Source organism: Kitasatospora sp. NPDC057518, from assembly GCF_042802075.1.
GTDB lineage: Bacteria > Actinomycetota > Actinomycetes > Streptomycetales > Streptomycetaceae > Kitasatospora.
In genome coordinates this window covers 1-11,654 of record NZ_JBHVEU010000282.1, presented here as the reverse complement: position 1 = coordinate 11,654, position 11,654 = coordinate 1, and the positions used below count along the sequence as shown (strand labels likewise).

8 protein-coding genes are annotated in these 11,654 nt (G+C 76.5%); 1 reads left to right on the top strand and 7 read right to left on the bottom strand.

What is annotated here, in order from left to right; all coding sequences use genetic code 11:
* Positions 1-28 precede the first annotated feature (28 nt).
* From ACFU7Z_RS26020 to ACFU7Z_RS25995, 6 genes are all read right to left on the bottom strand, one after another.
* Positions 29-268, bottom strand: a complete 240-nt coding sequence (locus ACFU7Z_RS26020) for a chaplin (protein WP_079272115.1) — start codon at positions 266-268, stop codon at positions 29-31.
* Between the two features lie 98 nt (positions 269-366).
* On the bottom strand, positions 367-732 hold the full coding sequence (locus ACFU7Z_RS26015; RefSeq protein ID WP_380780009.1) for a hypothetical protein: 366 nt from the start codon (positions 730-732) through the stop codon (positions 367-369).
* Positions 729-3,299, bottom strand: a complete 2,571-nt coding sequence (locus tag ACFU7Z_RS26010) for an Hsp70 family protein (RefSeq protein WP_380780007.1) — start codon at positions 3,297-3,299, stop codon at positions 729-731. Before ACFU7Z_RS26010 ends, ACFU7Z_RS26015 begins: the two co-directional genes overlap by 4 nt.
* Positions 3,300-3,330: 31 nt before the next feature.
* A complete protein-coding gene (locus ACFU7Z_RS26005) occupies positions 3,331-4,107 on the bottom strand; it encodes a nucleotide exchange factor GrpE (protein WP_380780004.1) in 777 nt (258 codons plus the stop codon).
* Complete coding sequence (locus tag ACFU7Z_RS26000; RefSeq protein WP_380780001.1) at positions 4,104-4,526, bottom strand: hypothetical protein; 423 nt, start codon at positions 4,524-4,526, stop codon at positions 4,104-4,106. Before ACFU7Z_RS26000 ends, ACFU7Z_RS26005 begins: the two co-directional genes overlap by 4 nt.
* 126 nt (positions 4,527-4,652) lie before the next feature.
* Entirely contained in the window at positions 4,653-8,870 is a 4,218-nt protein-coding gene (locus ACFU7Z_RS25995) for a hypothetical protein (protein ID WP_380779998.1), read from the bottom strand.
* A gap of 292 nt (positions 8,871-9,162) precedes the next feature.
* Here ACFU7Z_RS25995 and ACFU7Z_RS25990 point away from each other — a divergent pair, with 292 nt between their 5' ends.
* Positions 9,163-10,971, top strand: a complete 1,809-nt coding sequence (locus ACFU7Z_RS25990) for a hypothetical protein (RefSeq protein WP_380779996.1) — start codon at positions 9,163-9,165, stop codon at positions 10,969-10,971.
* Between the two features lie 46 nt (positions 10,972-11,017).
* On the opposite strand, the gene ACFU7Z_RS25985 is transcribed toward ACFU7Z_RS25990, so the two are convergent.
* The gene (locus ACFU7Z_RS25985; protein WP_380779994.1) at positions 11,018-11,560 is read right to left on the bottom strand and encodes a hypothetical protein; all 543 of its coding nucleotides are present in this window, start codon (positions 11,558-11,560) and stop codon (positions 11,018-11,020) included.
* Between the last annotated feature and the right edge of the window lie 94 nt (positions 11,561-11,654).

The window sequence follows — 11,654 nt, the reverse complement described above, 5'->3', positions numbered from 1 at the left end:
GGTCGACGGACGGCCCCAGCGCGCGGGGTCACTTGTTGATGCAGGTGTTGCCGAACGCCGGGTTGAGGAGCCCGATGATGTCGATCGAGTTCCCGCAGACGTTGGCCTCCAGGTTGATCGGGACCTGAATCACGTTGCCGGACAGGATGCCGGGCGAACCGATGGCGGCCCCGTTGGCGGTGGCGTCGCCGGCGGACGCGGTGCCGGCCCCGGCGAGGACCGTCACCGCGGCGAGGGCGGTGGCGGCGAAGGTGGTACGCATACGCATTGCGTCACTCCTTGTGAGCAGAGCGGGTCGAAGTGTGACGATCACACCTCGCCCACGATCACAAGGGATGCGCTCCTCCGCACGCCGGATTCGCCCGTCTAGGGCGTGTCGCCCTCCCGACCCACCGGCTCCCCGCCCTCGGGGCCGGCGCCACCGAGCGATTCCAGCAGGTCCCGGGCCGGACGAAGGCCCGGCTCGGCCGCCACCGCGCGGTGCAGCAGCCCGAGGGCGAGCGGCCCCTCCCCGGCCGCCAGGGCCTCCAGTGCGCGGTTGTAGTCGATCCGTCCGGCGTAACGCAGCCGGAACAGCACGGACAGGTCCTCCCGGCAGGACGGGCAGCGCAGGGTCACCGGGTCCGCCGGAACCCTGCACAGCGGGCACGGCACCGGCGGGGCCCCAAGGGCCGCGACAGCGCCCCCGGCGCCCGGGACGGACACGGCGTCCACGGCGTCCACGGCGCTCATCGCGGCCCCGCCTCCTCCGGCCGGACCGGGCCGAGCGACTCCTGGGCCGGCTCGCTGCCCAGCTCCCGCTGCGCCTGCGCGTACAGGGCCAGCAGGTTCGACATGTGGGTGTTCACGTCCGCCATGTTGGGCGCCTCCACGGCCTCGTCCAGCCCGCGCAGCTCGGCCATGATCAGCTGGGCCAGGGCGGGCGAGACCATGCTCTGGGTCACGTAGATGTTGCACATGGTCAGCATCCGCATGGTGTGCCCGAGCGAGTCGCACAGCTCGTCCGCCTTGCGGGCCGAGCGCACCGCGCCGTCCCAGTCGGCGGCCTCCCGGCGCAGCCGCAGCTCGGCGGCCACCGACCGCAACCGGTCCAGGTCGCTCGGGTCGAGGAGCTTCTCGCAGTAGTGGATGAACAGGCTCAGGTACGCCTCCGAGCCGCGCACCCAGCGCTGGGCCTTGAGCTGCTGCTGGGCCCGCTCCAGCGCCGCGTCCACCGACTGGCCGCGGGTCTGCCCGGCCGCCAGGTCGTCCAGGGTGTCCATCAGCCGCTGCGCCTCGCGCATCTCGGCCTCGGTCAGCTCGCCGCCCCAGCGGTCGGTGAAGGACTCGATCTGCCGCTGCTGCTCCTCGACCTGCACCTTCAGCTCCGGGTCGAGGGTGACCCGCTCCAGCTTGACGGTCTTCTCGGCGCCGCCCTGGATCCGCACCGACAGCGTGATGGTGCGGTCCCGGTCGAGGCCGAAGGCGACCTCCACCGGGGTGCGGCCGCCCAGGCCCTCGGGCAGCCGCAGGGTGAGGTGGCCGATCAGCTCGTTCTGCTGGGCGATCTCGTGCTCGCCCTCGTAGACCGCGACCTCCAGCCGCTGCCGGCCGCTGCCGGAGACCACGAACTCCCGGCTGACCGGCGAACTCGTCGGGTAGCTGGTGTTCTTGGGGATGATGACGGCGAGGCGGCCGTCGTTCAGCTCGATGCCGAGGTTCTTCGGGGTGATGTCGAACGGGTTGGTGACCTGCGCCAGTTCGCCGCAGCCCGGGCAGACCTCGCAGCCCGGCGGGTTCACCAGGCCACAGGAGGCGCAGCGCAGGCCGACGTCCTCGGCGGCGGTGGTGGCCACCCTGGTGTGGCCCGGGGCGGCCGAGTTGAGCGGCTCGCCGCACAGCTCGCAGGCGGTGACGCCGGGGGCGGCCGGGGTGCCGCAGCGCGGGCAGTTGCCGCCGTGCACCACGGCGGTGGCCCGGGTGGCCTGCCGCGGGACCGTCCCGCCGCCGCCCGAACCGTCCAGCGCCTGCTCGCACTTGGGGCAGGAGGCCGCCCCGGCGTCGACCGGGAGGTGGCAGGTCGGGCAGGAGACCCGGTCGCCGCCGAGCAGGCCGGCGGCGCAGTTGGCGCAGTTGGAGGCGGACAGGTCGCCGGGGGCCCGGCACTCGGGGCACTCCACCTCGCCGACCAGCGCGGACTGCACGGCCGCGCCGAGCGCCACGCACTGCATCGGGTTGACGCCGCGCCGGATCCGGCGGGGGCCGAAGACCTCGCCGAGCCGGCGGGCGACCAGCGGGATCGCGGTCGAGCCGCCGACCAGCACCACCTCGTCGATGTCCCCGACGGTCAGGTTGGCCTGCATGATGGCCTTGTGGGTCAGCTCGATGGTGCGCTCGATCCGGGCCTCGATCAGCTCCTCGAAGCGGGCCCGCTCGAACTCCGTCTCCAGCACCAGCTGTCCGGCGCCCAGGCCCGGCAGGATGACCTCGGAGGACTCCTGGTGGGAGAGCTCGATCTTGATGGTCTCGGCGGTCGCGGCGATCTTCGGACGGTCGCGCAGGTCGGGCTGGTACTCCGCGCCGTACTCCTCGCGGATGTCCTCCAGCAGCGCGGTGGTGATCCCCCGGTCGAAGTCGTCGCCGCCGAGCAGGTTGTCGCCCTCGATGCCGAGCACCGAGACCGAGCCGGGCACCAGCAGCAGGATGGAGATGTCGAAGGTGCCGCCGCCGAGGTCGTAGACCAGGACGGTCCTCCCCTCCTCGCCCGCCTCGGAGGTGATGCCGTAGGCGAGGGCGGCGGCGGTCGGCTCGTTGATGATCCGCAGCACGTGCAGGCCGGCCATCCGGCCCGCCTCCTGGGTGGCCGCGACCTGCCGCTCGCCGAAGTACGCGGGGACGGTGATGACGGCGCGGTGGAAGGGCTCGCCGAAGCGCTGCTCGGCGTCCTCCTTGAGGCGGTGCAGGATGATCGCGGAGATCTCGATCGGGGTGTACGAGCGGCCGTTGAACCAGACGTTGACGTCGCCGTCGGTGCCCGCGGTGACCTTGTAGTCCACCTCCTTCAGGGCCGCCTGGACCTGCGGGTCCTTGAACTTGCGGCCCATGAAGCGCTTGACCGAGCGGATCACGTTGGCGCCGTCGACGGCGATCCGGCTGCGCGCGGTGGAACCCACCAGCAGCTCGCCCTTGCGGCCGCTGCCGACCACGGAGGGCGTCGCCTCCTGGTTCTGCCGGTTGAAGATGATCTCCGGCTCGCCCCGGCGCAGGTGGGCGACCACGGAGTTGGTGGTGCCCAGGTCGATGCCGAGTGTGCGGTACATGTCGTTCCCCTCTTGCCCCTCGTGGTCCTGGCTACTTCTTGCGCTTCGTCTGCCTGGCCTGCTCGGCCACGGCCTTGGCCCGGCGGCGGGCCCGGGGCGGGGCCGCCTTGGGCTGGGCCCGGGTGACCGGCGTGGCGGCTTCGGGTGCGTCGTCCGCCTCGGGTGTCTCGGGTGTCTCGGGCTTGACGGCTTCGGTGGCTTCCGTTGTCCCGAGGGCTTCGACGGTCTCGGCGGCCTCGGCGGTCTCGGTGGCCCCGGGCGCCTCCGGCTCGGCGACCGCGGGCTCCGGGTACGGGTCCGGGTACGGCTCCGACTCCGGTGCGGCGACCACCACTTGGGCCCGGCGCAGCACCTCGTCCCCCCAGAAGAACCCGGTCACCACCGTCCGCACCACCGTCTCCGGCGCCACCCCGGACCGGGCCTCGGTGCCCACGATCTCGGTCAGGTCCGGGTCGGCCGTCATGCCCTCCAGCCGCATCGGCCGCACCCTGGCCTTGGCGAGCTGCCCGAGCAGCCGGCGCCGGGTGGCCTCCAGGCCCGCGCCGCGCCCGAGCGCCACCAGCTCGCGGTCCAGGCCGAGGGCGGCGAGCGCGTCGTCCACCTCGACCAGGATGCCCAGCAGTTCGCGCTGCTCGGCCCGGGCTTCCTGCTTCTGCTCCGTCAGCTTGCTCCCCAGCAGGGACGCCCGGAAGAGCAGCCGGCCGAACGCCTGCTCCAGGTCGACGTCCTCGACGCCGGGCGGGATCTCCAGCGGCCGGTGGCTGCCGGCCGGGGCTTCGGCAGGTGCGTCGGTGGGTGCGTCGGTCATTCTGGGACCTCGATCTGCGGCAGCACGGACAGGTCCGCCGCGTAGCGGGCGGGGACGGGCGGTTCGGGGTCGGCGCCGCCGGGGGCGGGCTCGGCGAAGTCGGCGGCCAGCTCGGCCCGGTGGAGGGCGGGCAGGGCGGCGGGCGGCAGCGGCGGGCGCTCGATCACGAGGAGCGGCTCGACGAGTGCGGGGGCGAGCAGCTCGGCGGCCTGGTCGACCGGCTCCGGCGGGAGGGGCCGCTGGAGGTCCGCCTCCAAGCGCCGGTCCGGGTTGCGCAGCAGCGCGGCGGCCTCCTGGATCTGCTGCCGGGTGTACCGGCCGGCCCGCATCGCCGGTCCGACGGCGAGGTTGATCTCGCGCACGCCGGCCGTGAGCGGGATGCCCAGGACCTCGTACGGCGACGGTTCGTGCAGTGGCATGGCGGGAGGTCTCTCTCCTCACGGTGGCGGTGGCGGTTCGGTCGGCGGTTCGGGTGACGGCTCGGCCTGCGGCGTACGGTCTGCGGCGTACGGTCCAGGACGCTCCCGACTGCCGTGCGGTTGCCGTCAGTAGAGCGACCTGATCCGCATCTGCATGGCGTGCAGCTCAGGGTCGTCCGGGCTGTACTCGACGGCCGTGCGGGCCAGCTCCTTGGCCTCGCGCAGTTTCCGGGCGTTGGCCTGCTGGACGGCGAACGAGCCGTAGACGATGCCGAGTTCGCGGCACAGCTTGTCGGTGTCCTCCTGGGTGCCGGACAGTTCGAGCGCCTCCTCCAGCAGCTTGATCGCCGCCCGGTAGCGGCGGGCCTCGTAGTGGCTGATGGCCTTGCCGCGCCAGAGGCTGACCATCAGGCGGCGGATGTCGGTCGAGTCGTCGTAGGACCTGGCCTTCTCGAGCATCGCGGCCTGGTCCGCGAACGGCTTGTCCTGCATCGCGTCCACCACGTGGTTGGCGATCAGCACCGAGACCCGGCGCGGGGCCTCGTGCTCGACCCCGCCCTCCCACTCCGGGTCGGCGCGCAGCGCCTCGGCCATCCACGCGACGGCGCGCCGGTGGTCGTCGGCGAAGGCGGCCGAGCGGGCGAGCTGGCGCAGGACGAAGATCAGGCCGATCCGGTGGTCGGGGTCGGGGTTGAGTTCGACGAGCGCCCGCCAGGCGCCGGCGGCCTCCTCCAGTTCCGCGTCGGTGGCGTCGGGGTGGCTGAGCTGGCCGGCCCGGTTGCCGAGGGCGGCCTCCAGGAAGTGCCGGGCGGTCGGGTCGCCGGGGACCAGCTCCAGGCTCTTCTCCAGCAGCCCGAGGGCCCGGGAGTAGTCCTTGTCCTCGTTGTTGATCTTGCGTGCCCACTGCGCGTAGGTGGCGCCGAGGTCGCCCCGCACCTCGGGGTCGTCGGGGGCCAACGCCAAGGCCTTCTCCAGGAGTTCGGCGGCTCCGGCCTGGTCGTCCAGGCTGTTCTTGAGCAGCGCGCGGGCGGCCCGGACCCCGGACTCGGCGGCGATCGCGGCGGCGTCGGCGGGCAGCCTGGCGCCGGGGACGGCCCGGGCGCGGGAGAGGCTGTCCAGGGCCTCGCGCCAGTCCTGGTTGCGGTGGTGCTCGCGGGCCTGGCTGACCAGGGACTCGCCGAGCAGTTCCTGCCAGTCCTCGCCGCGCCGCTGCTCGGGCACCGCGTCCAGGGCGGCGACGGCGGCGGCCTGCCGGCCCTGGAGCTGCAGGTAGCGCTGCGGGCCGAGTTCGCCGAACAGGCCGAGGGCCCGGGTGGGAGCGGGCGCGTCGGGGCCGGACGGGCGCTGCCGCCAGGGCCGGACGGCCTGCTCGAAGGCCTCGGCCCAGCCGTCCGCTCCGGGCTCGGCGCGCAGCAGCCGGTCGAGGGTCGGGCCGAGCGCGAGGCGGCGGGCCGGGCGCCCGGGCAGGGTGATCCGGACGTCCTCCTGGGCGAGCGCGTCCGCGCAGTGGGTCTCCAGGCCGAGGCGCAGCGTCCAGGCGGTGACCTCGTCCCCGCTGCGCCCGGCGGCCCGGTCCAGGGCGCGCAGGTCGTCGCGGAGGCGGTCGAGCAGTCCGGTACGGGCGGCGGCCAGCCGCTGGGGCTCGGCGGTGCGGCCGGTGGTCCGGGCGGACTCGGCCCACAGCTCGGGCTGGTGCAGGGCGGCGACGAGGCTGCCGATCGTCCAGGCCCAGACCTCCTCGCCTGGGCTGTCGGGACCGTCGGCGGTGTCGGCGGCGGCATCGGCGGTTTCGGCGGCATCGGAGGCACCGGCGGCGAGCCGGTAGCCGGCCAGGCCGAGCGCATGCAGCACCCGGGGGTGGGCCGGGTCCCTGAGCAGCAGCTCGCGGTAGGCCTCCCAGGCCTCGCGGTGGCGGCCGTCGAGGACGGCCTGGTGCGCCTCGTGCTCGGCGAGCAGGGCGAGCGCGCCGGCCACCCGCTCACGGCCCGGCACCTCGCGCCCCGGCACCCCGTCGCCGGGGACGGGCTGGAGCGCCTGGCGCAGGTCGACGGCGGCCTGGCCGAGCCGACCGGCGGCGAGGGCGGCGCCGGCCCGGCGGACGAGGACGGCCGCGCGGGCCGCCCCGGCCTCGGCGGGCACCCCGGCCAGGGCCTCGTCCAGGCGGCCGAGTTCGGCGCGCAGCAGGGCGAGGTCGGTCCGGACGGGCACGGCCGCGGCGCCGTCGCCGAGCGCCACGGCCCAGCGGGCGAGCACCGGTTCGGCCTGCTCGGGGACGCCGGCCCGGCGGGCGCAGTCGAGGACGGCGCGCAGCGCGGGGGCGGAGCAGCGGACGCAGCGGGGCGGGGCGGCGGCCTCGGGGGCGTGCTGGTGGTCGGGGCAGGCCTCGCGGCCGCAGCCGCCGCAGGTGCCGGTGGCGGGGCGGTCGCAGAGCGCGCAGTCGCCGGCCGGCTCCGCCGCGGCCGTGCCGGAGGTGAGGAAGTGCCGGTACCAGTCCAGGGCGGCGGCCCAGTTGCCGGCCCGTTCGGCGAGCAGGGCGCGCAGCCGGGCGGTCGCCGGGTCGCCGGCCGGGTCGGGCGGGCCGAGCAGGGCGATCGTCCGGGCCGGGCGGCCGGCCAGCAGGGCGACGGCGGCCAGGTGGTAGCGGTCGCGCGGGCCGTGGTCGGCGTCGAGCAGGGTGGCGACCGGCTCCGGGGTGCCCTCGGCCAGGGCGAGGGCGGCGCGCAGCCGGGCCTGGCGGTGGGTGAGGGCGCCGGGCAGGGTGTCGGCGAGGGCGAGTGCGGCGGCGGCGCGGCGGCGCGGTTCGGCGTGGTCGCGGCCGGTGACCAGCAGGTGGGCGGCCTCGCGCAGGGCGGCTTCGCGCAGCGCGGCGCGGTAGCCGGGGGCGTCCGGGTGCTCGGCGGTGGCCTGCTGCCAGAGTTCGCGGGCGGCCGTCGGGTCGGTGTCCAGCCGGGTGCGGGCGAGCCGGTCGCGGGCCAGGGCCCGGCGGGGGCGCAGGTCCTCGTCGTCCAGTGCCTCCCAGCGGGCGAGGGCGCCGGCCGGGTCGCCGGTGCGGGCGAGGGCGAGGCCGTGGTGGAAGGCGGCGACGGCGGTCCAGCGGGTGCCCGGTTCGGCGCCGGCCCGGGTACCGGCTTCGGCCCCGGCGGCGGCCTCGCTGTCGGCCTCGGCGCGCAGGAGCGGCTCGGCCTCCTCGGCCCGACCGGCGGCGAGCAGGGCGGCGCCGAGCCGGACCCGGGCGGGGCGCCAGTCGGGGGCCGCGCCGAGGCCGGCCCGGTAGTCGGCGGCGGCCTCGGCGGGGCGTTCGGCGCGCTCGTGCACCAGGGCGAGGCCGAACCGGGCCGGGGCGAAGTCGGGCCGGACGGTCAGGGCGGCGGTGAACTGCTCCCGGGCCCGCTCGTCGGCGCCGAGCAGCAGGGCGAGCCGGCCGAGGGCGTAGCGGGGGCGGGGGTCGGTCGGGCTCTCGCCGGCGGCGGCCGCGAGGTCGGCCCAGGCCGCCTCGGTGGCGCCGAGGCGCTGGCGGGCCAGCCCGCGGAAGAGCAGGCCCTCGGTGCGCAGGGCCGGGCCGCGCCCCCACGGGGAGGGTTCGCCGGGGCCGCGGCGCAGCGCCTCGTCGAAGGCGGCGACGGCGGGTTCGTCGCGGTGCAGGGTGTAGAGCTGGGCGCCCCAGCGGAACCAGAGTTCGGCGCTGCCGGAGGGGGCCGCGGCGGCGAGCAGGGCCTCGGCCTCGGCGGCCCGGTCGGTGGCGCGCAGCAGGGCGGCCCGGGCGAGCACCGGCCAGTCCCGGCCGGGCAGGGCGACGAGGGCGCGGGCGGTGGTGTCCTCGCGCTGCTCGGGGGCGCCGTCGCGGCAGCGGCGCTGGAGCCAGTCGACGGTGCGGGCGACGGTCTCGGCCTCCGCGCCGGGCTCGGGGCCCGCGGCGGTGGCCTGGAGGTGGGCGAACAGCGGGCCGAGGTCGCCGTCGGGTGCCCGCAGCCGCTCCTCGGCGAGCAGGCGCAGGCTCCACCGGGGCAGTTGCCGGGCCGGGTCGGCGAGCAGCGGGTAGGCCTCGCGGTGCAGGGCGAGGGTGGCCTCCTGGTCGCCGGTGGGGACGGTGGCCTCGGCCTGGCCGAGCAGGGCGAGGCCGCGCTGCGGGCCCAACTCCCCGGGTGCGTCGGCGAGTCGGCGGGCCAGTCGGGCGTAGCGGCGGCGGGCCTGGGCGTCCCGGCCGGCGGCGAGCCGGGCGGCGGCGGCGGCCAGTTCCCTCGCCACCGTCGCGGCGTCCAGGGCCCGACGGCGGCGGGCCAGCACGACGGCGGCCGCCGCACCGGCCAGCGCCACCACGACCAGCAGCACCGCTAACAGCGCCATGCACCGTCCCCCTGGGTTCGGACACCATCCACCCCATGACCAACTGGCTTCTGGAGATCATGAGTTGACGTCGTGTCGTGATGTTGCTCGGGCGCCATCAGAATAGGCCCTCGATCGGACAGCCGAACAGGAAAGCGCACTATCCTGGGCAGCGCGGCAGCCGTACGACAGCAGCACAGCAGCAGCTCGTCGGGAGCGGAACGGCAGCACAGCCAGCAGCGCGCCGGCGGTACCTGAACCGGCGCGTCAACAGCGGTCAACCGTCGGGGGTCGAGTGTCGGAGTCGCGTTGGGTGCCCGGGCTCCGGTTCGGGCCGGAGTTCGACCCCGAGCAGTACGAACTCCTGGAGTTCCACCACCGGGGCGGCGAGGCCGAGGTGTGGCGGGCGGTCCGCACCGGGCACAACGGGCGCAAGGAACTGGTCGCCGCGAAGATCATGCTGGAGCGCGACCCGGGCGAGGTACGACGCTGGCTCGGCCGCTGGGACGACGTCTCGCACAACGCGCACCGGCTGGGCGTCACCGACCTGGTCGTGCCCAGCTTCCTGCTCGGCCCCTCCCCGCACCGGCCCGGCACCCCGCCCGGCGGCGCGCTGCTGGGCTACCAGATCTCGCCCTGGGTCGAGGGCGTGCCGCTGCACACCTGGGCGCGCGGCCAGCGCGGCGGCCCGCCGGCGGTGGCCGAGGTGCTGGCCCGGCTCTGCCGGATCGTCGACGAGCTGCACCGCAAGCGCTGGGTGCACCGCGACATCTCCCCCGCCAACGTCCTGGTGGACGGCCAGGGGCAGGTCAAGCTGATCGACCTGACCTTCCTCGCCCCGCTGGACCACGCCCTGACCGTCGCGGTGTTCACCCCCGGGCACGTCCCGCCGGAGGCCGAGCAGGTCGGCGGCTTCCCGACCACCGCCAAGGACCTGTTCGCGGTCGGCACCCTCGCCCGCACCCTGCTGCTGCCCGACCACGGCCGCCTGGACCACCGGCTGGCCGCCGAACAGGCCCGCGCCGAACTGCTGGCGGCGGGCTACGGCGAGGAGTTGGCGCGCTGGGCCTGCGAGCCGCTGGCCCGCGACCCCGACCGCCGCCCCGCCCCGCTCGGCCCGTGGGCCGCCCGGGGCCGTGAACTGCTGCGCGCCCACCGGCCGGTGGCCCGTACCGCGGGCCTGGCCGTGCTGCCCGACCCGGCCGGGCGCCCGCTGGTGGTCACCGGCGGCGCCGACGGCACCGCGCTGACCGGGCCCGGCAGCCCCGGCCGGGCCCTCCCGGCAGGCCAGGGCCTCTCCGCCGTACGGGAGTTGACGGCCGGCTGGGCCGGACACCCGGGCGAGCTGGTGGTCTGCGCCGAGGACCGCGGCGGCACCCTGTGGGTCGGTACGGCCGCGGGCTGGTGGGAGGCCGCGCGCGGGGTCAACGGCTTGGCGGGCGCGGTCGGTTCGGCCGGGGAGATGACGGTGTGGGCGGCCGTCGGCGGCGCGCTGCGCTCGTACCGCTGGGCGCCCGGCCGCACCCTCACCGGCCAGGAGCACCCCGGCTGCCCGGCCGACCGGGTGCTCGCCGCCGAGGAGGAGCGGCCAGGCAGCTGGCTGCTGCTGGTCGAGCACCGCGAACGGCTGCTGAGCTGGCGGCCCGGCGCCGCCCGACCGCCCGTCCCGGTGGGCCCGGCCGGCCCGCTGCGCGCCGGGGCGCTGGCCCGCACCTCCGCCGGACCGCAGGCCGCCGTGCTGCGGGCGGACGGCTCCGTCCAGCTGCACACGCTGGGCGCGGGGGCGGGGGCGGGGGCGGGGACAGCCGGGGCGGGAACGGAGGCCGGAACGGAGATCGGCGACGGCGAGCCCTCGCTCGGCCTCGCCATGGTGGGCCACCGCGGCGGCCCGACCGTCGCACTGGCCGGAGCGGGCGGCGTACGGCTGCGGCTGCCGGCCGGCGGCGCGTCCCGCCGGCCGCGCTGGTGGCGGCCCACGCTGCGCCCGGCCACCCGGGTCGCGCTGGCCATCGGCGACGACTGGCGGCTGTGCCTGGCGGCGGTGGTGGAGGGCGAGTTGCAGGTGTGGCAGGAGGACGCGGCGTACCGCTGGCAGGCGGTGGAGCTGCCGGAGGAGGGTTAGCGTCGGTGCGCTTCCGGGCAGCCCTGGAGCAAGTTCGTCGGAGGGGTCAGGCCGTGGCTTCCGGGCAGCCATGGAGGAGCTCGGCGAAGGCCGCCCCGGCGGCGTCCCGTGGGAGGATCCGTTCCGCCCGGCGGCCGTCCGGCGTGCTGATCACGTAGCGCTCGGCGTGGTACGAGAAGTCGTCCCAGGGCTCCCAGGTGTGGGCGCGCAGCAGGGTCCGGCCGCAGCGGGTGCAGCCGATCCACGGGACGAGGACCAGGTCGGCCAGCTCCGGTTCGCTCCAGCCCGTGACCACCTCGGCCTCGTCGCGCTCGCCGTCCAGCAGCCGTACCGGGGCGGGCGCGCCGTCGCCCGGGCAGCGCAGCAGGCCGGGGGCGAGCCGCTCGCGCTCCCCCCACTCCTCGGTGAGCACGGAGATCCGCGCCCGGTCCGTACCGCCGATCGGGATCTGGCGGGCGAGCAGGCCCTCGACCAGCAGGCCGAGCCCGCTCTCCTGCTCGCCGATCGCCCGGCAGTCCTTGACGCCCTGGGCGGCGTCGGCGGGCAGGAGGTCGGCGATCCGGTGCCAGAGCGCGGTGTCTTCGTCCATGGGTCGGACTCTAGTCCCGGGCGATCGGCGCTGGTCGGCCAGGGTCTGCGGCGGCGGCGCGCACCGAGGCCCCGGAACCCTGGTGGGGTTCCGG

What these genes read in the sequence shown, in the direction of transcription:
- ACFU7Z_RS26020 (WP_079272115.1), bottom strand. Translation starts at nt 268, where the DNA reads ATGCGTATGCGTACCACCTTCGCCGCCACCGCCCTCGCCGCGGTGACG.
- ACFU7Z_RS26015 (WP_380780009.1), bottom strand. Translation starts at nt 732, where the DNA reads ATGAGCGCCGTGGACGCCGTGGACGCCGTGTCCGTCCCGGGCGCCGGG.
- ACFU7Z_RS26010 (WP_380780007.1), bottom strand. Translation starts at nt 3,299, where the DNA reads ATGTACCGCACACTCGGCATCGACCTGGGCACCACCAACTCCGTGGTC.
- ACFU7Z_RS26005 (WP_380780004.1), bottom strand. Translation starts at nt 4,107, where the DNA reads ATGACCGACGCACCCACCGACGCACCTGCCGAAGCCCCGGCCGGCAGC.
- ACFU7Z_RS26000 (WP_380780001.1), bottom strand. Translation starts at nt 4,526, where the DNA reads ATGCCACTGCACGAACCGTCGCCGTACGAGGTCCTGGGCATCCCGCTC.
- ACFU7Z_RS25995 (WP_380779998.1), bottom strand. Translation starts at nt 8,870, where the DNA reads ATGGCGCTGTTAGCGGTGCTGCTGGTCGTGGTGGCGCTGGCCGGTGCG.
- ACFU7Z_RS25985 (WP_380779994.1), bottom strand. Translation starts at nt 11,560, where the DNA reads ATGGACGAAGACACCGCGCTCTGGCACCGGATCGCCGACCTCCTGCCC.